Source organism: Streptomyces sp. NPDC087845, from assembly GCF_044742755.1.
Classification (GTDB): domain Bacteria; phylum Actinomycetota; class Actinomycetes; order Streptomycetales; family Streptomycetaceae; genus Streptomyces.
Genome location: NZ_JBIUVC010000009.1, coordinates 320,312 through 338,892, shown reverse-complemented (window position 1 = coordinate 338,892; position 18,581 = coordinate 320,312). Strand labels below are relative to the sequence as shown.

At 70.0% G+C, this 18,581-nt stretch carries 19 protein-coding genes; 9 read left to right on the top strand and 10 right to left on the bottom strand.

The genetic code is table 11. From position 1 onward, the window contains the following. Positions 1-34 precede the first annotated feature (34 nt). Positions 35-925 carry a LysR family transcriptional regulator gene (locus tag ACIOMQ_RS24315; protein WP_402190278.1) on the bottom strand — a complete coding sequence of 297 codons (891 nt, stop codon included), beginning with the start codon at positions 923-925 and terminating at the stop codon, positions 35-37. A 122-nt stretch (positions 926-1,047) separates the two neighbouring features. On the opposite strand from ACIOMQ_RS24315, the gene ACIOMQ_RS24310 reads away from it, so the two are divergent. Together ACIOMQ_RS24310 and ACIOMQ_RS24305 are read left to right on the top strand one after the other, a co-directional pair. Beyond that, on the top strand, positions 1,048-2,049 hold the full coding sequence (locus ACIOMQ_RS24310; protein ID WP_362196871.1) for an aldo/keto reductase: 1,002 nt from the start codon (positions 1,048-1,050) through the stop codon (positions 2,047-2,049). A gap of 84 nt (positions 2,050-2,133) precedes the next feature. Next, entirely contained in the window at positions 2,134-2,640 is a 507-nt protein-coding gene (locus tag ACIOMQ_RS24305; protein WP_401941908.1) for a DinB family protein, read from the top strand. Between the two features lie 13 nt (positions 2,641-2,653). On the opposite strand, the gene ACIOMQ_RS24300 is transcribed toward ACIOMQ_RS24305, so the two are convergent. Continuing rightward, complete coding sequence (locus ACIOMQ_RS24300; protein ID WP_401989111.1) at positions 2,654-4,069, bottom strand: amidase; 1,416 nt, start codon at positions 4,067-4,069, stop codon at positions 2,654-2,656. A 47-nt stretch (positions 4,070-4,116) separates the two neighbouring features. Here ACIOMQ_RS24300 and ACIOMQ_RS24295 point away from each other — a divergent pair, with 47 nt between their 5' ends. The 3 genes from ACIOMQ_RS24295 to ACIOMQ_RS24285 are packed head-to-tail and all read left to right on the top strand — an operon-like array spanning position 4,117 to position 6,225. Continuing rightward, positions 4,117-4,767, top strand: a complete 651-nt coding sequence (locus tag ACIOMQ_RS24295; protein WP_402128182.1) for a TetR/AcrR family transcriptional regulator — start codon at positions 4,117-4,119, stop codon at positions 4,765-4,767. Continuing rightward, on the top strand, positions 4,764-5,636 hold the full coding sequence (locus ACIOMQ_RS24290) for an alpha/beta fold hydrolase (protein WP_401265900.1): 873 nt from the start codon (positions 4,764-4,766) through the stop codon (positions 5,634-5,636). The genes ACIOMQ_RS24295 and ACIOMQ_RS24290 overlap by 4 nt, the downstream gene beginning before the upstream one ends. A gap of 31 nt (positions 5,637-5,667) precedes the next feature. Continuing rightward, positions 5,668-6,225 carry a DinB family protein gene (locus tag ACIOMQ_RS24285; RefSeq protein ID WP_402190274.1) on the top strand — a complete coding sequence of 186 codons (558 nt, stop codon included), beginning with the start codon at positions 5,668-5,670 and terminating at the stop codon, positions 6,223-6,225. Positions 6,226-6,295: 70 nt separating this feature from the next. On the opposite strand, the gene ACIOMQ_RS24280 is transcribed toward ACIOMQ_RS24285, so the two are convergent. From ACIOMQ_RS24280 to ACIOMQ_RS24265, 4 genes are all read right to left on the bottom strand, one after another. Then, the gene (locus ACIOMQ_RS24280; RefSeq protein WP_362196852.1) at positions 6,296-6,700 is read right to left on the bottom strand and encodes a GntR family transcriptional regulator; all 405 of its coding nucleotides are present in this window, start codon (positions 6,698-6,700) and stop codon (positions 6,296-6,298) included. 45 nt (positions 6,701-6,745) lie between these two features. Next, complete coding sequence (locus ACIOMQ_RS24275; protein WP_401265895.1) at positions 6,746-7,720, bottom strand: ABC transporter permease; 975 nt, start codon at positions 7,718-7,720, stop codon at positions 6,746-6,748. After that, positions 7,717-8,661 (bottom strand): ABC transporter ATP-binding protein, encoded by a 945-nt coding sequence (locus tag ACIOMQ_RS24270; protein WP_402190271.1) that lies wholly within the window; start codon positions 8,659-8,661, stop codon positions 7,717-7,719. The genes ACIOMQ_RS24275 and ACIOMQ_RS24270 overlap by 4 nt, the downstream gene beginning before the upstream one ends. Before the next feature lie 281 nt (positions 8,662-8,942). Further along, on the bottom strand, positions 8,943-9,722 hold the full coding sequence (locus ACIOMQ_RS24265; protein ID WP_362196843.1) for a helix-turn-helix transcriptional regulator: 780 nt from the start codon (positions 9,720-9,722) through the stop codon (positions 8,943-8,945). Positions 9,723-9,777: 55 nt separating this feature from the next. Between ACIOMQ_RS24265 and ACIOMQ_RS24260 the strand changes: the two genes are divergently transcribed. The 4 genes from ACIOMQ_RS24260 (at position 9,778) to ACIOMQ_RS24245 (ending at position 12,562) form a co-directional block, all read left to right on the top strand. Then, entirely contained in the window at positions 9,778-10,359 is a 582-nt protein-coding gene (locus tag ACIOMQ_RS24260; protein ID WP_401756107.1) for a class I SAM-dependent methyltransferase, read from the top strand. A gap of 181 nt (positions 10,360-10,540) precedes the next feature. After that, positions 10,541-10,885, top strand: coding sequence for a hypothetical protein (locus tag ACIOMQ_RS24255; protein ID WP_362196837.1), 345 nt, complete (start codon positions 10,541-10,543; stop codon positions 10,883-10,885). A 23-nt stretch (positions 10,886-10,908) separates the two neighbouring features. After that, the gene (locus ACIOMQ_RS24250) at positions 10,909-11,160 is read left to right on the top strand and encodes a transposase (RefSeq protein WP_362196834.1); all 252 of its coding nucleotides are present in this window, start codon (positions 10,909-10,911) and stop codon (positions 11,158-11,160) included. Between the two features lie 265 nt (positions 11,161-11,425). Beyond that, on the top strand, positions 11,426-12,562 hold the full coding sequence (locus ACIOMQ_RS24245; protein WP_402190267.1) for an MFS transporter: 1,137 nt from the start codon (positions 11,426-11,428) through the stop codon (positions 12,560-12,562). Positions 12,563-12,593: 31 nt separating this feature from the next. Here ACIOMQ_RS24245 and ACIOMQ_RS24240 read toward each other — a convergent pair whose 3' ends face one another. From ACIOMQ_RS24240 to ACIOMQ_RS24225, 4 genes are all read right to left on the bottom strand, one after another. Continuing rightward, complete coding sequence (locus ACIOMQ_RS24240) at positions 12,594-13,034, bottom strand: hypothetical protein (RefSeq protein WP_362196831.1); 441 nt, start codon at positions 13,032-13,034, stop codon at positions 12,594-12,596. Beyond that, the gene (locus ACIOMQ_RS24235) at positions 13,031-15,145 is read right to left on the bottom strand and encodes a hypothetical protein (RefSeq protein WP_401941886.1); all 2,115 of its coding nucleotides are present in this window, start codon (positions 15,143-15,145) and stop codon (positions 13,031-13,033) included. The genes ACIOMQ_RS24240 and ACIOMQ_RS24235 overlap by 4 nt, the downstream gene beginning before the upstream one ends. After that, positions 15,087-16,739, bottom strand: a complete 1,653-nt coding sequence (locus ACIOMQ_RS24230) for a hypothetical protein (protein WP_401941883.1) — start codon at positions 16,737-16,739, stop codon at positions 15,087-15,089. The genes ACIOMQ_RS24235 and ACIOMQ_RS24230 overlap by 59 nt, the downstream gene beginning before the upstream one ends. A gap of 277 nt (positions 16,740-17,016) precedes the next feature. Next, on the bottom strand, positions 17,017-18,510 hold the full coding sequence (locus ACIOMQ_RS24225) for a site-specific integrase (protein ID WP_402190264.1): 1,494 nt from the start codon (positions 18,508-18,510) through the stop codon (positions 17,017-17,019). Positions 18,511-18,581 lie beyond the last annotated feature (71 nt).

The following is an 18,581-nucleotide window of genomic DNA, read 5'->3' as shown; positions in this document are numbered from 1 at the left end:
AGGGCCCCCCGTGCGGGTCGGGCCGCGCTCGCCCTCAGTTCCCGCCGTCATTCCGGAGCAGCGCCATCAGTTCCCGCGCCCCCGGGCTCATGGTCCGGGGCGCCGGGAGCACCACGGCACTCTCGTAGAACGGCTGCCGAGGCCCTTCGAGCCCCACCGCCACCAGCCCGCGGGCCTCGGGTTTGCGCGAGAAGTGCTGCGGCACCAGTGCGATCCCCAGCCCCTCGTGCACCAGCTCCAGCAGGCTGTGCACGTCATTCACCTCCAGCCCCACCGTGCGCCGCGCCCGTGCCTCGGCGAACGCCCCGTCCGCCGCCCGGCGCGGACCCCAGTCCGGATGGAAGTCGATGAAGGACTCACCGGGCAGCTCACCCCACGCGACGCCGTCCGCCGCCGCGAACCGGTGGCCCGGGGCGCAGAGGACGACCATCGGCTCGCGTGCCAGCGGGATGAGCTCGCCACGCCATTCGTCGGGGCCGACGGTCGCCGCGAAGGCCACGTCGAGCCGCCCGCCGGCCACCCCGTCGACCAGGCTCGTGGTGCCCTCCTGGCGGAGCCGGATCTCCATGAGCGGGTGCTTGCGGTGAAAGGCCGCCAGCAGTCGCGGCAGATGCACCCCGGCCACGCACTGTTCGACGCCGACCGACAGCGTGCCGCGCAGCAGCCCCCGCACCGCGTCGACGGCGTCCCGTGCCGCGCGTGCCCCCGCAAGTGTGCGCTCGGCCTCCACCAGCAGGGCGCGGCCCGCCTCGGTCAGCCGCACGCTGCGTGTGGTGCGGCTGAAGAGAGGGGTCCGGAGCTCCTGTTCCAGGGCCCGGACGAAGGCGGACAGACCGGATTGCGACACGGCGAGGCGCTCGGCGGCACGAGTGAAGTGCTGCTCCTCGGCGACGGCGACGAAGTGTTCCAGCTGGCGCAGTTCCATGATTGAGAAAGGTAGTCGCTGAATCCCAGCAGAATCTCCTGTTGGACTGCTGGATCGTTGTGGGCGAACCTGGGACCCCGCGCACCGCCCCACCCTCCCCCGTGTTCTCCCGTGGAGTCCGCATGTACCTCCCGTCCGCCGACCGCTACCACGCCATGCCCTATCGGCGCACCGGCCGCAGCGGCCTGCTGCTGCCCGCACTCTCCCTCGGCCTGTGGCACAACTTCGGCGGCGACCGCACGCCGGAGATCCAGGGGCAGATCCTGCGCCGGGCCTTCGATCTCGGCATCACCCACTTCGACCTCGCCAACAACTACGGACCGCCGCCCGGCGCCGCCGAGACCACGATGGGGCGCGCGCTGAAGTCGGACTTCGCCCGGCTCCGGGACGAGCTCGTCATCTCGACCAAGGCGGGCTACCTGATGGGGGACGGCCCGTACGGGGAGTGGGGGTCCAGGAAGAACCTGCTCGCGTCGCTGGACCGGAGCCTCAGCAGGCTCGGCCTCGCCTACGTCGACATCTTCTACTCCCACCGCCCCGACCCCGCGACCCCGCTCGAAGAGACGATGGGGGCGCTCGACTCGGCCGTACGGCAGGGCAAGGCGCTCTACGTCGGCATCTCCAACTACTCGCCGGAGCAGACCCGGGAGGCCGCCCGGATCCTCAAGGAACTGGGCACCCCGCTCCTCATCCACCAGCCGCGCTACTCGATGCTGGACCGCCGGGTCGAGGACGGTCTGCTCACGGCGCTGGACGAGTTGGGCACCGGCTCGATCGCCTACTCGCCGCTGGAGCAGGGCATCCTCTCCGACCGCTATCTGCACGGCATTCCGGCAGGCTCGCGAGCGGCGGGCGACAGCCCCTTCCTGACGCCCGATTCGGTCACTTTGGAGCTGGTGGAGCGGTTGCGGGCGCTCGACGAGGTGGCTTCCGCGCGCGGGCAGTCCCTGGCGCAGATGGCGCTCGCATGGGTGCTGCGGGGCGGCCGGATCACCTCCGCCGTGGTCGGGGCGAGTAGCGTGACCCAGCTGGAGAACAGCGTCGAGGCGGTGCGGAATCTGGCGTTCGGTGACGAGGAGCTGGCCCGGATCGAGGCGATCCTCCGGGGCCCGGACGCCGGCTGAGCCGTCCGGCACTTCCTCCTCGGGGCGCCGTCGGGTCGGCGAAATGATCGAGTGCACGGCTGCCGTGGCGGGCATGATGGCCCGATGCGGGACGACACGAGAACGTACCCCTCGCAGGTGGGCGACGAACGTACGTCGCTGAGCGGCTTCCTCCAGTTCCAGCGCGAGACGCTGGCCGTGAAGTGCGCCGGGCTCACGCCCGAGGAGCTGAAGCGGAGGGCCGTGCCCTCTTCGGACCTGACCCTGCTGGGGCTGGTCCGCCATCTCGCCGAGGTGGAGCGCTCGTGGTTCCGCCGCGTGCTGAAGGACGAGGTGGCCCCGCCGCACTGGCCGGGGCCGGGTCCGGGCGAGTTCGCCGAGTTCGAGGTCGAAACCGCCGACCCGGACGAGGCGTTCAGGATCTGGCACGAGGAGTGCGCGCGTTCCCGTGCCACCGTGGAGGCCGCCGAGTCCCTCGACATCACCGGCGCCTACGGCGACGAGGTGTTCTCGCTGCGTTACATCCTCACCCACATGATCGAGGAGTACGCGCGGCACAACGGCCACGCGGACCTGCTCAGAGAGGGCATCGACGGAGCCACCGGGGAGTGAACACCCCCGGTTTTCAGGTGGTTGAGGCCAGGTCGGCGTAGCGGTGGGCCCAGGGCAGCGCCTCCTCCAGGGCCGCGGACAGACCGAACAGGAGGTCTTCGCGCCCCCATCCGGCCGTGAGTGAGACCCCGAGCGGCAGGCCCTCGGAACTCCACCCCAGCGGAAGGCTGACGACCGGGAATCCGGTGGCGTTCCCGATGACCGTGTTGCCCGTGAAGGCCGTCATCGCGGCCAGCTCCGCCGCCGGATCGGCGTCGTCGCGGAGCTGGCCGACGAGGGTCGGCGGGGCCGTCACGGTCGGGGTGACGACGATGTCCGCGTCCGCGTAGTCGAGTGTCCAGGCCCGCGCGCGTGCCTGGACCACACCGATCGCGGCGGCCAGCTCGCCCGAGGTCAACTGCTGTGACCGGGACCGGAGATGGCGGACGATCGGGCGCAGGGCCGCCTCGTCGAGCGCCATGGTCCTGGACCCGACCAGCGCGGTGAACATCACCTGGAAGCCGTCGGTGAGCTCGGGGTCCGGCTCCTGGTCCCGGGCGAAGACGGTATGACCGAGTCCGGCCAGTGTGCGGGCGGTGAGTTCGGCGGCGGCGGCGACCTCGGCGTCCACCGGAGCCCCCGATACCGAGCCCTGCGCGAGCGCCACCCGCAGCCGCGGGACGGGTGTGTCGCAGGCCCGCTCGTAGCTCTCGGCGCGGGGCGGATGCACGGTGCCGGCTCCGGTACGGGTGGTCAGCGCGTCGAGGAACGCCGCCGTGTCGCGCACGGTACGGGCGAGCGGCCCCTTCACGGAGAGCCCCATCCCGTCGTTGCCGTTCGGGCCCGCCGTGACGAGCCCGCGGCTCGGTTTCAGCCCGACCACACCGCAGGCGCTCGCGGGGGAGCGCACGGAACCGGCGCTGTCGCTGCCCTGGGCGATCGGCACCAGCAGCGCCCCGACCGCGGCCGCCGCGCCGCCACTGCTGCCGGCCGCGCTGCGGGTGACGTCGAACGGGCTGCGCGCGGGGGCGGACACCGCGGGCTCGCTGTAGCAGGCGGCCCCGAACTCGGGGACGGTCGTCTTGCCGAGGCTGATCAGCCCGGCATCGGCCATGACGTCGACGATCTCGTCGTTGTGTTCGGGGATCCAGTCGCGGAACAGCGCGGAACCCAGTGTGGTGCGCACACCCGCGGTGGCCTCCAGGTCCTTGACTGCGGTCGGCACACCGAACAGGCGCGGCAGCCCGGTGCGGTCCGACGTGCGCAGGGCGCGTCCCGCCGCGGCCGCGGCGGCGCGGGCCCGGTCCGCCGACACGGTGGTGAACGCCCCCACCCGGTCGCCGCTCGCGATCCGGTCCAGCAGATGGTCCACGACCTCGGCGGGGGTCGTGTCACCGCGCTCGTAGGCGGTGGCCAGTTGGAGAGCCGTGAGGTCGTGCAACTGCGTCATGGATGCTCCCATTGCTGTTTCGTTACGCGTATCGATATGGTGGCGGCATGGTGGTCGAGAAGGCAAGCACTCCGAAGAGCGGCCGTCCCAGGGCGGTGACGCTCGACGCGATCCTGGACGCGGCCACGGAGATCGCCGACGACCGGGGACTCGACGCGGTGACCTTCCGTGTGGTGGCCGACCGGCTGGGGGTGTCACCGATGGCGATCCACCGCACGACGGGCGGCATCGATGCGCTCCAGCACGCGCTGGTGTCCCGGATCGTCGGTGAGGTGACCGGAGCCGTGGACTGGCCGGACGACTGGCGCGGCGTCGTCCGGCTGTTCGCCGAGACGCTCCACGACCTGCTCATGCGGCACCCCGTCGTCCTCGAAGCACACCGCCGTGCCTCCCTCGTCGGCCCCGGCGCGGACGACGTCGCACTGCGGGTCGTCAGGGCGCTGGGGGCCGCGGGGCTCGACGAGGCGTCCGCCGTGTACGCGTACGGCACCCTGCACGACTTCGTCACCGGCCATGTGGCGATCCGCCTCGGCCGCGGCGACCTGGAACTGATGCAGATCCCGCCCGAGCGCCGGGCGGTGTCGGTGTTCGCCGACCACCACGACTACGGCCGCCGGTTCGCCTACGGCCTCGACCTCGTCATCGGCGGGATCGCCGCCGCTGCCACCACCCCCGTACCGCACGAGGAGCAGAGATGACCCCCGCCTTGCAGGACCTGCCCGAGACGGTCCGGCTGACGGCCCCCGGTGGCCGCCGTATCGCGTACTGCTCGTACGGTGACCCCGCCGCCCCGCCCGTGATCGTGCTGCACGGCACCCCGGGCAGCCGCTACGAGGGCGTCGCGCTGCGGCAGACCGCGACGGACGCGGGCATTCGTCTGATCTTCCCGGACCGCCCCGGATACGGCGAGACCGATCCGGTGCCCGGCCGTGGTTTCCACCGCTGGAACGACGACTTCGTGACCCTGCTCGACCACCTCGGCCGGGAACGGGCGACGCTGGTGGCGATCTCCGGCGGCGGCGGATACGCGCTGTCCGCGGCCCAGTCCCACCCTGGCCGGATCACGAAGCTGATCCTGGCCTGCGCGGCCGTTCCCGGAGCACCCAAGGAGGCGTACGCACGCCGGATCCCGATGGTGGCGTGGGCGAACCGCATCGTCCGCTGGGCCCCGCCGGTCGGCCGCTCGATGCTCGCGGGAACAGGGATCTTCAAGCAGATGAGGAACCGCGAGCCGAACCTCTCCGGCTGGCCCCGGGCCGACCGGCTGGTCATGAGCACCCCTGAGTTCCGGGCACTGTCCGACCTGGACACGACCGAGGCCCGGCGCCAGGGCATGGACGCGGCCGTGGCCGATCTGGCCGGCTACTCCCGCCCGCTGCCCGCCCCGCTGAGCACGGTCTCCGTACCGACCGTGTTCCTCCACGGCGACGCGGACGGCAACGTCCCCATCGAGGTGGCGCGTTGGGCACACGCGCAGATCGGCGGCGCCGAACTGCACACCGTCCCCGACGGCGGGCACCTCTTCCTCATGGAGGACGCGGAACCGCTGGTCCGGGAACTGACCTGAACGCGGTGTGCGCGGTGTGAGGATGGCCGCCATGACATGGACAGCACCCCGCATCGAACGTACGACGGCCGACGGCGACCAGCTGAACGTTCCCAGCACCGCGGACGAGCGCGTGCTGCTGGAGGGCTGGCTCCGATGGCATCGCGAGACGCTGCTCACCAAGTGCGCCGGACTCGGCCCGGCGCAACTGGCCCGCACCGCCGCCGAACCGTCGAACCTCACGCTCCTCGGCCTGGTCCGGCACATGGCGGAGGTCGAACGCTGGTGGTTCCGGCGGAGTTTCGCGGGTGAGCCGATCGGTGACCTCTTCGCCGGTCCCGACGACGGGGACGGGGGCATCGACGGCGTCGACGCCGCGCACGCGGAACGCGACTACGCCGCGTTCCGCGCCGAGGTCGAGGCGTGCGAGGCCGCTGTGGCCGGGCGCGGTCTCGACGAGACATTCCAGTCGACGACCCGTGGCCGGCCCGTCAGCCTCCGCTGGGTGTACCTGGTGATGATCCAGGAGTACGCCCGCCACAACGGCCACGCCGACCTGCTGCGCGAACGGACCGACGGCGCCACGGGCGACTACCCCGCAGGGGAGTGAGCGGGACTGGGCGGGACTGGGCATGGTTCCGTACTCCGTCGACGATCGACGAGGAGTACGGAACCATCCCTCACCCGTCGGTCCCGGACGGATACACCGCCGCGTACGCCGACCGGAAGAGGGCGGTGACCTCCTGGCCGCTGAGCCCCTGGACCCGGGCCTCGTCCAGCCACGCGGCGAGCGAGGCACGCAACGGGGAGTCGGGGTCCTCCTGGGCCGTGGCGAGGGAGCGGGTGATGAAGGTGCCCGCCCCCTGCCGTACCTCGGCGAGGCCCGCGCGCTCCAGCTCGCGGTACGCCTTGAGGGTCGTGTTCGGGTTGACCTTGGTCTCCGCCGCGACCTGTGCCGCCGTGGGCAGCCGGTCACCCTCCTCCAGGGCGCCCATGCGCAGCGCCTGTTCGACCTGCCGCACGATCTGGAGGTACGTTGCCACTCCGCTGCGTCTGTCGATGCGGAACACGACCACCGTCTTCACCTCCCGTTGGACTGCCGAAACGATATGCACCCGCGGTGGCCGGTCCTACAGGGGGCTCCGGGAGACCCGCCACAGGGCGAACGCGGTGAGTACGGCGCCGGCAGCGAGCAGGATGCCCGCCCCGGTCCACTGCATGGACGGCATCTGGTCGAAACCGAGGTACTCGTAGACGTTGTTGACGATGCCGTGCTCCTTGATGCAGGCGTCCGAGGCCGCCTCGGTGGCCTTGCTGCACAGCCCCCAGCCGTAGAGATGCCCGTCGGCGGAGCTGATCCAGCGGTCCAGCTCGTGCGACTCGTTCAGCCGTGCGGGCATGTCGGCATCGAGCGGGTAGGTGAGCGTGCGCGACGGCGCGAGGTACACGCGCAGTTCGCCCCAGAGGACCTCGACGAATCCGGCGAAGACGAACGTGACCGCCATGGCCACGACGACTCGGCGCAGCAGCATGCCGATGGTGATGCCGGCGGCGGTCAGGAAGAGGCACAGCGCGGGGAGTACCGGACCGGTGCTGTCGAAGATCTGCCCATCCGGCCACAGGCTGGGGAACACCGAACGGTAGGGCTTCCACCACCAGGTGAAGAAGGCCGAGAGCACCGCGCTGGATACGATCACCGCCCCGTAGCACCAGGCGAGCTTCGCCGTCAGCCAGCGGCGGCGGGACACGGACTGGGTGGTGATCAGCTGCGCGGTGCCGTGTTCCTGATCGCCCGCGACCAGCGGGGCGCCGAGGAAGACGGCGAGGATCATGGGCAGCCCGCTCAGGGCGGTGAGGGTGAGACTGAGCCCTGTCGACGCGTACGTCGGCTGTGCCGGCTGCTTCTCCGGCCAGCCGGCCGCTTCGAGCGCCTGGGTCATCTCTCCGCGCTGGTAGACGAGCCAGATCGAGCCGAGAACCATCACGGCCAGCAGGGAGAGCAGTGCGGCCCGGTGCTGGCGTACGACGAGCCAGTTCAGCCCGCGCAGCAGGCGGGGCCCGGGCGTCCGGCCGGTCCGGGGGGTGTCGGTCAGGGTGGCGCTCATGAGCTGTGGATCCCTTCGGCCTCGATGCGGGCACCGGGTGTGTACAAGGGGGGCATGTCCGGCGAGCGGAGATGCGCCAGCAGGACTTCCTCCAGACTGGGTTCGGCGACGACCCAGTCGGCCCCCAGCGGGCCGTTCGTCCGCACCAGCGCCTGGAACTGCCTGCCCTGGACGCGGATTTCGATCACCGTGTGGGGGGCCAGCAGGTCGGCCGGGTTCCCGTCCGTGACGAGCCCCGTCACCAGCGCGTGCGCCGGGACGAGCGCGTCCGCGTCGCCCGCCATCCGGATCTTGCCATCGGCGAGGACCAGCAGGTAGTCGCACATGTCCTCCAGCTCGGACAGCATGTGCGAGGACATCACCACGGTCGTGCCGCGCTCGACGGCCTCCGACATCAGCAGGGTGCTCATGTCGTGGCGGGCCAGCGGGTCGAGGTCGGACATCGGCTCGTCGAGCAGCAGCAGGTCGGGCCGCTTGCCGAAGGCGAGCGCGAACGCGACGCGGGTGCGCTGGCCACCGGAGAGAGTGCCGACACGGGCGTTCATCGGCACCTGGCCCGACCGCACGATCCGCTCCGCCGCGGCCATGTCCCAGTCCGGGTTGAGCTCGCTGCCCAGGCGCAGCGTCTCCGCCACGGTGAACCGCTTGAACAACGGCTTGTCCTGCCCCAGGAACGCGAATCGCGGCATCACCGAGGGATCGTCCACCGGCACGCCGAAGAGACGGAGCTCACCGTCCGTCGGCTGCACCTGCCGGGTCGCGAGCCCCAACAGGGTGCTCTTTCCGGCCCCGTTGGGGCCGACGAGCCCGCAGATCCGTCCGGCCGGCAGCCGGAACGAGCAGTCGCGCAGCGCCCAGCCGCGACGGTAGCGCTTACCCAGGCCGCGGGCCTCCAGCGCCCAGGCACCGGACGTGCCGCCCGGAGTGAATGCGTCTGCCATGCACTTCGCCTCAATTCCATTAGTCAATTAATGGAATCATGGTCTTGGTGGTGGAGGGCTGTCAAGGCGAGGCGGAGGGGCCCGCTCACCGCCTGGGTATGAGATGCCCGGAATGCCCCTGTTCGGGGTGCGGCTCGCGAAGGTCTGGTGACACACGGTGGTCGATGCCGGTTCCACCGGGGTGGATCACTGCTCGGTCGACGAGGGGCGCTGTGGTTGGGCCGCCCGGCCGAGTACGTGCTCAGCAAAGGGGGGCGATGGTGATCCTGGCGTGAACGGCGTTACGGAGCTGATCGGTCCGAGTGGGGGCGGCGCGGTTGGAAGTACGTGCCCGGCGTGACGCCGGTCTCGCGCCTGAAGGCCGCGACGAACGCGCTGACCGTCTCGTAGCCGACGGCCCGTGACACCCGGTTCAGCGGCTCGCCGGCAGCCAGGGCGGGCAGCGCCGCATTGAGACGGACGAGCATGCGCCATCGGCCGAACGGCATACCGGCACCGGACAGAAACAGCCGGGCGAGCGTGCGGCCCGAGGCGCCGACCCGGCGGCCCCAGGCATCGAGCGAGAGCCCGCAGGCCGGATCGTCGAGGAGTGCCTGGGCGACCTCACGGGCGCGCGGGTCGGCCGGTAGGGGAGTGTCGAGTGTGGTCACGGCCACCGGCTTGAGCAGATCGAGGAGCAGCGCCTCGCCGTGTGCCCGGCGTGCGGCGTCAAGGCTCGGATCGTCCAGGAAGAGGATGAGTTCCGCGAGCAGCCGGGGGACCTCGACCGGCCGGGGTGCGGTCCATGGGCCCGGGGCGCCTGTCGGCGCCGCGGAGAGGTAGAGCGACGTCATGGTGCTGCGGCTCGCCGAGAGCACCTCGTGCGGCACTCCGGCCGGGAGCCACAGCGCCCGTGTGGTCGGCAGCACCCAGGTCCGCGCGTCCGCACCGACCGTGAGTGTGCCGCTGGAGGCCCATGCCAGCTGGTGCCTCTGGTGGGTGTGCCGATTGAACCGTGTCCCCGCCGGCATCGGGAAGGTGCCGATGAGCACGAGTGCGCCGTCGTGTCCGTTTCTCGACATGGCGTGGAAGGGTACGGCCTTTGAGACGGTGGCGCCGGTGCTTAGCGTTGCCGTCATGAACAAAAGACATGCTGAGCTGTGCGCGAGCCCCGAGTGGGCCGCCCATCTCCAGGACAGTGTGCTCCCGGTCGCCATCGCCCGGGCCGAGCTCGGTAGGGAGATGCTGGAGATCGGCCCCGGTCCGGGGGCTGCGACCGAGTGGCTGCGTACCAGGGTGGAGCGCCTGGTGGCTGTCGAGGTCGAGGCCGAAGCGGCGTCACTCCTGGCCGACCGCTACGCCGGAACGAACGTCGAGATCCACCACGGCAGCGGGACCGAGCTGGAGTTCGCCGACGACTCGTTCGACTCGGCGGCGTCGTTCACGATGCTGCACCACGTGCCGACAGCGGCGCTCCAGAACCGACTGCTGGCGGAGATCTTGCGGGTCCTCAGGCCGGGCGGCGTCCTCGTCGGCTCCGACAGCCTTCCGAGCCATTCGCTGCACGAGTTCCACGAGGACGACATCTACAACCCGGTGGAGCCGGCCGCTTTTCTCGTACGCCTTCAGACGCTGGGGTACGTCGACATCACGCTCGGCGTGGGTGACCGCCTGACGTTCTCGGCCCACAAGCCCGCACCGAAGGAAGGCGACGCATGAGCGAGGCCACCGGTGTGCGGCAGCCGTCGGCGGGCAGCCGGTTGCGGCGGTAGGCCCTGGGGTGGGGACCCGGACCGGCCGGCGACGGCGGCCGGGGAGGCTGCGGGATCACCGAGGGGCGAAGAACCACAGGCGGGCGTCGTTTGAGGCGCGGGCAGGGGACACGGGAGGCGATCGGACGATGCGGAGGGTTGAGCGCGCGGCCGAGGTCCGCCACCCCGAGGCGTTCCGCGACATCTACCACCGGGTCTATCGAGAGCCGCCGTACGGTGAGGACGCCGCGGCCGCGGACGCGTTCGCCGAGCGGTTGGCCGGACACGCGGCACTGCCCGGCTTCTCCGTGACCATCGTGCTCGACGACGGTGGGCTCGGCGGCTTCGCCTACGGGGTACCCCTCGACGAGGGCTGGTGGCACCCACGGGCGATCGCCCCCGCGCCGCAGTGGCTGCGACGGCCGCTGTTCTACGTCTACGAGCTCGCGGTGAAGCTTCCCCTTGATCGTGGACACCTGGAGACTGGGCCGTGAGAGCCCAGGGGGAGCAGTGCCAGGTGGGAAGCAAGTACACGAAGCGGTACTCGGACGAGTACAAGCGGGACGCGATCGAGCTCGTGCGGTCGTCGGGCCGGACGGTGACCGAGGTCGCCCGGGAGCTCGGGGTCAGCTCGGAGTCCCTGCGGGGCTGGGTGAAGAAGGCCCGCGCCGCGCAGGACACCGGATCCGGTCCCGTCGCCGAGCGGCCAACCCCGCAGCAGCAGCCGCAGTGCGGAAGTTTGTGGCCAGGGTTTGCAGTTGACCGTTGACCACTTCCTCAAAGCTGTGAATGAACCCGTGGGTGCTCCTGAGTCGGATGGTGGCTTGATCACGGGGTGGTGGCTGGTCCCAGTCGCTACGCTGAGCGCCTTCACACCTCGGGAGGTTCGGTTGGTGCGGCGGAGCGCGCTCGGGCAGGACTTCCGGCGGTTGTGGAGCGCCTACGCGGTCAGTGCGGCGGGCAGTGCCGTCGGCATGGGGGCTTTGCCGCTGATTGCCGTTCTGGTGCTGAATTCCTCAGCGTTCTAGGTCTCTGTGCTCGCCGCGCTGTCCGCAGTGGCCAGTGGGGTGATCGCTCTGCCGCTCGGTGTGCGTATCGAGCACCAGTACAAGCGGCCGGTCATGATCATCGCTGATCTGGTCCGCTGCGCTGTGCTGGCAAGCATTCCGGTCGCCATGGCTTTCGACAGGCTCACCTTCATCCACCTGTGCGCCGTCGGCGTTCTCCAGACGGCGGCGTCTGTCGCGTTCGACGCGGCGAGTGGCGCGCATCTGAAGGCACTTGTCGTCCCCGACCAGCGCCTTCGTGCCAACAGCCTGTTCGAGACGACCAACTGGATTACCGTCAGCGCCGGCCCGCCCGTCGGCGGGCTTCTGATCGGGGCACTGGGCACGGCCGTCACCGTGGTGGTCGACGCGCTGTCCTTCCTCGGCTCCGCCCTAGGCGTCCGCCGCATCCGGCAGCCCGAACCCGCGCCACCGACACGCTCCGCCACCTCTCACCTGGGCCGTGACATCGCCGCCGGCTGGCAGTACCTCCTGCGGCACCCAGGACTGCGGCCGCTGTTCTTCAACGCACTCCTCTTCGGCGGATCCATCATGATGACATCACCACTGATGGCCGTCCTCATGCTGGACGATCTCGGCCTGACACCGTGGCAGTACGGACTCGCTCTGGGACTGCCGTGCCTGGGCGGCGTGCTGGGCTCACGCCTGACCCCGCTGCTCACCCGACGATACGGACAGCGGCGCATCCTGCTTCTGTCCGGTGTCGCACGCACCCTCTGGACAGTCCTTCTGCCACTGACACCCTCCGGTGCCCTCGGCGTGTTCGTCATCGTGGCCGCCGACTTCGGCCTGCTCTTCTCCGCCGGCGTCTTTGGCCCGTCGTTCACCACCTACCGCATGGCGGCCACCCCCGACGCGTTCATGTCCCGCGTCGGCACCTCCTGGTCCGTCGGCTCCAAGACATGCCAGGCCCTCTTCATGATCGCCGGTGGCACGATCGCCACCGCAACCGGAGTGCGCGGCGTCCTGCTCATCGCCGGCGTGCTGTGCATGGCGAGCGCACTTCTCCTGCCATGGCGGAAGGAACATATCTCCACGGGGAAAGTTCCGACGCCCACGACCGAAACGGCTCCGTCCCCGGTCGCGGACAGCCCCTCCTCGTAATGATTTCGCCGAATGACAGTCGACCCGGCCGTCACCCGCCGCTCCGGGGCAGTGAGCTGGTTGCCGACCGCCTGGAGGGGATGGGGTTCAGGCGAGCGACGCCCGTGGCGGCTTCAAGTTCTTCTTTCAGCTTCTGGTTCTCCAGGGTGATTCGCTGGATGTGGCAGGCGGCGAGTGTGAGGGTCTCGGTGAGCTCGCGGTTGTAACGCTTGAGCTTGGCGTTTCGGGCGACGAGCCTGTCGTAGCGGGTCGGTTCGCTTGGGGCTCCTGGCGTCGACTGTGCTGACCGGAGGGCGGCAATCTCCTGTGCGATGTCGGGGAAGTGGCGACGGAAGATCGTGTTGCTCATGCCGAACTTGTTGGCCAGAGCCAGGACGCTCGGCTGGGTGCCGTGGTCGCCTGCTCGCTGGCGGAGCTCTTTCAGTGCCGCCCGGACTCGGGATTCGGAGGGGGAGTCGACGCGGCGGGTCATGCGGTCTCCGGGGTGCTGGTGTTGCGGCTGAGGAACATCGTGATCTCGGCCCGTTGTGACTCGAGGCGGTGCTGCATGAGGGGCGGCAGCGGCGGCCGTGCCGCCAGGCGCTGGTCGATGCGGTCGAGTTCTGACCGCCAGGCTTGGGTGTTGCTGCTGGTCAGAGCGACGTTCCGGCAGGCGAGGGGCTGGCATTCGCCGTGATCGGGCAGCCCTTCGAAGCGGCCTTTGCGGGCTCGTTCGCAGAGTGCCTTGCTGTGGTCGTGGACGCAGGTGATGTAGGTGCCGGGGTAGACGGCAGGGTCTTCCCGTCCCATGATCCGTTTCAGGCGCCGTTCGTCAGTGACGACGATTCCCTGGAAGCGGGCCCGGTGGCCGAAGCCTTCGAGGCGGCGGGCCGCTTCGGCGGCGGCCGGACCGGTCAGCTCGGTGTGTTCGTGGGCGTCGACCATGGCGAGGTAGTGCTCACCGCGGGCAAGAGCTTGTTCGCTTTCGACTTCCGCGCGGAATCCGGAGTCGCTGGTGCCGGCATAGCCTTCGAAGATTTGGATGCCGTGGTGGCGGTATTGCAGGGCTCCGGCGATCGAGCCGCCCGGCCGACGAGCGATGAACCAGGCCAGGGTCCGGCGGAAGTGCGAGGTCATCAGCCGGAACGTCCTGCCGTTGACAGCCGGGATGGCGTCGCCGCGTCCGTGCTGGTCGCAGTAGGCGTTCACCCAGGCGACGAAGTGGTTCAGATTTTCGTTGGTGGTGCTGTTGAGCATGGCGCTTGCGTCGCGGACACGGTGGCGGGTTCCGTAGCCGTGCGGGAGCCGGGTGAACAGGATGTCGGTGCCGGGCGGCTGGAGCGCTTCCATGACCGCGATGGCTCGTGCGACGGGTTCGCCGACGATCCAGGTCGCCGGCACTCCTCTCGGGTCGTCCTCGCCTTTGAAGGCGATTCCGTCGACCTTCCAGCGGTAGGGGCGTCCCTCGGGATCCCGCTCGGTCCGCAGGCAGCCGCGTCGGAGCTCTTTGACCTCTGAGTCGCGCATGCCACTCAAGTACGCGATCACGGCATAGGCGGCAGCCTGGAGATGCCGGGCCAAAACGGCGAGGCTGTTGGGCTGCTCGGGGTGCGTGACGATGTCGCCGGTCCAGGGCCGGCCGTCGAGCGAGCCGCGGATCGGAATGTCGAAGGCGGCGCTCTCGCTGACCCCGACCTTGGCCTCGGCCTGGTCGATGAGCACCTGGTAGGCGGGTTCGTCCAGGGACCTTCGGCTGCATCCGATCTGCTGGGCGAGGACCTTCCGGTTAGGGACTCCCCGCCAGCCCGGCAGCGGCCGGCCGCTGGTGACGTACGTTTCCAGATGCTCGGAGATCGCCTGGGGCAGGGTGCCGGTGGACCTGTGGAACTTCCGGACCGGAAGCCGCTGGTAGACCCCGACGAACCGGGTCTTCCTCCACTGCTGGTCGGCGGCGATGATGTCGGGGCCGAAGAGGTCGATGAACCGTAGTGCCCAGACGAACAGCGGTCCGAGGACCTCTTCGGGAATCCGGCTGGTGCGGTTCTCGCCCCGCCTTTGTCCGCCAGCATCGGGTTCGCCCCACCCGTCGATGTGAAGGGGGTCGAAGGGCAGCCAGTCACTGAGGTTGTGCCGCCAGCGCCAGAACAACCGGACTTTCGCCCGGCAGGTTTCCCGCTGTGTCGCCGCATTGGGGAACAGCCCGACAAGGTGCCGCTGGTAGGCGAGGAGGTCGGCGCCGGTCAGAGTAGCCAGCTTCTGGCATCGGGGTTCGGCCTGGCTGTCCAGCCAGGTCAGGAAGCGGAAGAGTTCGGTGGACGCGCACCGTACTCCCTCGACCTTGCAGCGCTTCTCTCCTTGCGGGAGGGGCCCGGACAGCATGGCGTAGGCCAGCTGCTTGGCAACCGGTCGGAACCGGGCCGGGAAGCGGTTGAAGTTCAGGATCAGGTTGCGGCCGCTGCTCTTGTGGATCGCGGGCTGCAGCCGCCAGACGTCATCGCCGAACTGCGAGGTTTCCTCCAGGGCGACGCCGTCCCGCAGGGGCCGGTCATGGAGGACGAAGACGTCGTCGCCGGGGATGGAGACGCTGCGGGCGAGGGCGGTCACATCTGCTCCCAGGGTTCCTCAACCAGATCCAGCAGGGCGTCGGTTGGCTTGACCCGCTCTGCGTGCTCGCGTCCGCGGGGCTGAACTTCGCGAGGATGTCGTGGCGGACCGCGGCCCAGGCCGGCCCGTAGCGGCGCCACCACGCGGTTTCGCTCATCGTCAGGCGACGCTCGGCCAGGGCATCCATGAGTCCCAGCGACCGGGGCAGGTGATCGCGGGTGACCAGGCAGTTCCCGCAGTGGAAACAGGCCAGGAAGGATGCCTCGCAGGTCTTCCCGGTCGCTGGGTGGACGTGGTCGCCGCAGGCGGTCCAGGCGGTGTCGAGTTCGCCGTCGGCCGCCCGCCGGGCCGACTCGGCATCCAGGCCCGCTCCGCGTTGCATCGCTCCGGCGTCGGCCGGGCCGGTCACCACCCGCAAGGAGCCGCCGGCGGCGTTCAGCACCTGCTCGTGCGCGCGAAGTGCGGCCTGCTCGGCGTCGACGAGCGCCTCGCCGAGAACCTGGTGGGCCCACTCGACGATGACAGGGTCACCGCCCAGGTAGTTGCGGAAGAGGACCTGCATCGTGTTCGACTTCGCGGCCGACGGCAGATGTCCGCCCAGCCGGCGTGTGCGGCGGACTTCGGTGCTGGTCTTGATCCGGTTGAAGGTCACCTGGAGCGGCTTCGCCTCACGGCCCTCGGCGGCATCCGCCAGCAGCGGGCGCCGGCGGTCCCCGGCCCATTTCGAGAGCTTCACCTCGCCCCAGAGCTTGTCCGCGAACGGCGGGTAGTGCTCGGCAACGTCGTCGCCTCCAACCTCGAGGATGTTGCGCCATGCGCAAAAGAGCCGGTCCGAGCCGCAGAAAGCTCGGCTGCGGGCTGTCAGCTTGTGGATCAGCAGGTAGAGACCACCGGGGGTGTGCAGGGCCCGGTGCGGAGGGCCGATCTCCCAGGTGACCGTCTCGAACCATCGCCGCGGGCCGCGGCGCCGTTTGATGAGGGTGAGTTCGACAGCCTGGCCGTCCAGGATCTTGTGCTGTGCGGGCAGTTCCTTGATTGTCTCGCCGTTGCGTTCGGTCAGAGCACAGAGCAAGACCATCAGCGGCGCGAGGTCCCGCAGGTGCAGAAACAGGTGCTGGGCCAGCGCGATCCGTCGCGTCAGATGGTCATGACGACCGTCATCGCTCAGCCGTGGAACCCTTCCGCTGGCAGCCATGTCGGCCAGTAGGGCCGCCTTCCCGTCGTCGACGCCATCGCCGTGGCGGCGTACCAGTTCGTCTCCGGCCCCGATCCGGTCGCGGATCTGGGCAACATCGGCCCGTGCCGCGGCCAGCAGCCGCTCGAACTCGCCGTCGGAGTAGCCGGCCTGGCCGAAGCTGCGGGATCTTGGCTGCCGGCGGATCAAGGAGTCCCGGGCTTCGGGTGCCAGGAGCGAGACGATCGCGTCCATGTCGAGCAGGAGCTTGATGTCCTGCACGTCCTTGAAGGCCGTTTCCTCGCCCGCCTGGGCCGTGCGGAACCGTACGAACCCTTCGACGTGAGCGGCGGTGAGCCGGCCGGGATCGGCGGGGGAGTGGGAAGTTTGGCCAGGAACCGCATCCAGCGGCCCAGGCACCACCAGGCTCCCGACGCTGAGGTGCGAGTGCGCAGTGTGCGAGTGCGCAGTGCGCCGCCCGGACCCGTGCGCTGGGCGAAGGCCCCGGCCAGCGGAATCCACCAGCCCGGCAGCGGCAGCCGGGCCACGTCGAAGACGTCGTGCCGGCCGTCGTCGCCGTGGAAGAAGACCACAGTCGCGCGCGCAGGACCTGCCCTCACTGGGCCCGGCGGGTCGTACTCGCCCGGCGGCAAGGCCGACGGACGGCCTGGCCCCGTGCTGCCGCGGCCCCGGCGGGTCACCGAACCGCTTCCTGTTCAGCGTCGGCCGGGACGGCGTCATCGCCGATCTGGGTCAGCGGGGTATCTCTCGGGTCGTCCCAGGTGTCCGGGACCAGGGCCATGCGGGTTTCCATCTCCAGCTCCTGCAGAGCGTGCAGATAGATCAAGGTCGTCAGGATCGACCGGTGTCCGAGCCTGCGGCGGACCCAGTCCAGCGGGTCGCCGAAAATCCGGGTGTAGTGGCCTCGCTGCTCGGGGTTGAGTTCGGCGAGCTGAGCGATGTGGGCCCGCTGGAGCTGTTCGAGGGTGACCACCGCGAACGTGTGACGCAGAAGGTGGGCGTGTGCCTCGACCAGCACGTTGGCCTTGCGGCAGCGGTCGTTGGCCGTGGAGAACACCGCCTGCCAGCCGGAGACCGACATCGGCAGCCCGTTCTCGTTCAGCCAGAGCATCGCGGGCTCCAGACCGTCCTCGGTTTCCCGCAAGAGCCGCCGTCGCTCGACCGGTGAAAGGTCTTGCAGCCGCGTCCGGTGGACACCGCCCGCGCTGAGCCGGTGCACCACATCCGGGCGAGATGGGTCCTCGATGACCAGGGGCTGGCGGATGCGCTGATAGCGGCCCGCTGCCCGGGCCTGTTCGACCACCTCGGCCCGGTCCCACTCCACGTAGGCGATCACCTCCTGGACGGTGCTGTGCGGGACGTAGACCCACCGGGCTGAGAAGTTCATCGCGATCACCCCGGGCAGCCAGAACCGCTGATATCCGCCCAGGGCAAGGCTGGTGGGGATCTCGAAGACGGTGACGCTGGCCTGCTCGGTCAGCCGCAGCCCCGTGCGGACCATGAGGTCACTGAACGTCGCGTTGCGCGCCGCCCACCGGCCGCGGAACCGGCCAGAGGGCAGCCCGTCCGGGCCGTAGCCCCGAATCCCCACGTCCCGCCAGAGCCGGTAGGTCGCCGGCGGCATCCACTCGATGCGCTCCCCGTTCTCGTCATGCGCATAGGTCGCCGGGACCGTCGACGAGTCGAAGGACCGCACCACCGAACCCATCGGCGGGAGGCGGCGAGCGCGGTGCGGGATCGGGACAGCCGCGACGAAGCGCTGGCGAACTGCGCACTCGTAGAACTGGTTGACCAGCGACACCTCGTGATTCCAGGTACTGCCCTCGACATGCGGCCCTGCCTCATCCCGACGGCGCCACTGGTGGAACGCAAGATGATCCGCCTCCGTGGCAGCCCGCCACGACTTCCCGCCGCGCGAAGAGTGCAGAAACGTGAAGAACCGGGCTAGAGCGCGGGCACGGTTGGCGTTGCTGTTCCACGGCCCCGTCAGATTCGCCTGGACGAAGTACGTGTTCAGCTCGACGTCGTACTCGAATCGCGGCGAGAGCAGGAACGGCAGGCCGTCCGGCAGGCCTGCCTCATCCAGCCACGCCACCAGGTCGCCGGGCCGTACGTCCAGGAAGGAGCGGGTGGCCGGGGGCGTAGATAAGTCGCGGCTCACAAAGTGCACGGTCCACCTGGATCTGCTCAACACCCGCGGACCCTAACCGGTCAGTGACCGGCTATACACAAGGGTGCGGA

Coding starts and splice junctions, on each gene's coding strand:
- ACIOMQ_RS24240 (WP_362196831.1), bottom strand. CDS start 13,034: ATGACCCGCCGCGTCGACTCCCCCTCCGAATCCCGAGTCCGGGCGGCA.
- ACIOMQ_RS24275 (WP_401265895.1), bottom strand. CDS start 7,720: ATGAGCGCCACCCTGACCGACACCCCCCGGACCGGCCGGACGCCCGGG.
- ACIOMQ_RS24285 (WP_402190274.1), top strand. CDS start 5,668: ATGACATGGACAGCACCCCGCATCGAACGTACGACGGCCGACGGCGAC.
- ACIOMQ_RS24270 (WP_402190271.1), bottom strand. CDS start 8,661: ATGGCAGACGCATTCACTCCGGGCGGCACGTCCGGTGCCTGGGCGCTG.
- ACIOMQ_RS24260 (WP_401756107.1), top strand. CDS start 9,778: ATGAACAAAAGACATGCTGAGCTGTGCGCGAGCCCCGAGTGGGCCGCC.
- ACIOMQ_RS24290 (WP_401265900.1), top strand. CDS start 4,764: ATGACCCCCGCCTTGCAGGACCTGCCCGAGACGGTCCGGCTGACGGCC.
- ACIOMQ_RS24300 (WP_401989111.1), bottom strand. CDS start 4,069: ATGACGCAGTTGCACGACCTCACGGCTCTCCAACTGGCCACCGCCTAC.
- ACIOMQ_RS24315 (WP_402190278.1), bottom strand. CDS start 925: ATGGAACTGCGCCAGCTGGAACACTTCGTCGCCGTCGCCGAGGAGCAG.
- ACIOMQ_RS24305 (WP_401941908.1), top strand. CDS start 2,134: ATGCGGGACGACACGAGAACGTACCCCTCGCAGGTGGGCGACGAACGT.
- ACIOMQ_RS24310 (WP_362196871.1), top strand. CDS start 1,048: ATGTACCTCCCGTCCGCCGACCGCTACCACGCCATGCCCTATCGGCGC.
- ACIOMQ_RS24265 (WP_362196843.1), bottom strand. CDS start 9,722: ATGTCGAGAAACGGACACGACGGCGCACTCGTGCTCATCGGCACCTTC.
- ACIOMQ_RS24255 (WP_362196837.1), top strand. CDS start 10,541: ATGCGGAGGGTTGAGCGCGCGGCCGAGGTCCGCCACCCCGAGGCGTTC.
- ACIOMQ_RS24295 (WP_402128182.1), top strand. CDS start 4,117: ATGGTGGTCGAGAAGGCAAGCACTCCGAAGAGCGGCCGTCCCAGGGCG.